The 700-nt window shown below is 63.1% G+C and carries 1 protein-coding gene; it reads right to left on the reverse strand.

All coding sequences use genetic code 11. The features are described from left to right. On the reverse strand, nt 1–395 hold a 395-nt coding region (locus tag GEV06_28635; protein MPZ21817.1), incomplete at its 3' end, for a hypothetical protein. Nucleotides 396–700 lie beyond the last annotated feature (305 nt).

Here is a 700-nt window from a genome sequence, read left to right on the forward strand (position 1 = left end):
AGCATTGGCTTCACGCCGAGAATTCGAAACAGCGACGTTGAGGCAGTAGTAACCGGCAGCCGTTCAGGCGCGCCTCCGCTGGTGACGAGTAGATGGCCGTCGCGAAACAGCGCAAGCGCTTCGAAAGCGGTGCTCCGCTCGCGCCAGTCGAGGAGGCTGCCGGGCAGCACCTCGAAGCGCTGATACCCTTTCGCCGCATTGCTTTCCCACAGCCGGACGATGCGGTCAGGGTCTCGATACGGGAGCGGGCGCAACAGGATCCCGTCCATCACGCTGAACATCGCGACATTGGCGCCAATGCCGAACGTCAGCGTGAGGATCGTCACGGCCGTGAAGCCCGGCCGTCGTCGCAGCACGCGCCAGCCTTGCTGTAAGTCGCGCAACACGGTTGCCATGTGAGCTCTCCGGAAACGCCTGCCCGTAGGGCGCGGCTTTAGCCGCGCCAGGGGATTCCGGCTAACACGGAACGTAACAGGTTCCCCACGAACCCGCAACCGGATGATGGAGCAATTAGAAGAATCGATTTGACTCGTCCCTGCCACGACCCTAACGTCGTGCCGGGGGCCCATATGCGCGTGATTCGAATCAGTAGCATTGCACTCATGGTCATCGTGCTCGCCACGAGCGTCGCCACCGGGCAGGTGGACACGGGGCGCATCGTCGGCACAGTCACCGACAATTCGGGCGCGGTGATGCCTGG

Source organism: Luteitalea sp. (assembly GCA_009377605.1).
GTDB lineage: Bacteria > Acidobacteriota > Vicinamibacteria > Vicinamibacterales > Vicinamibacteraceae > WHTT01.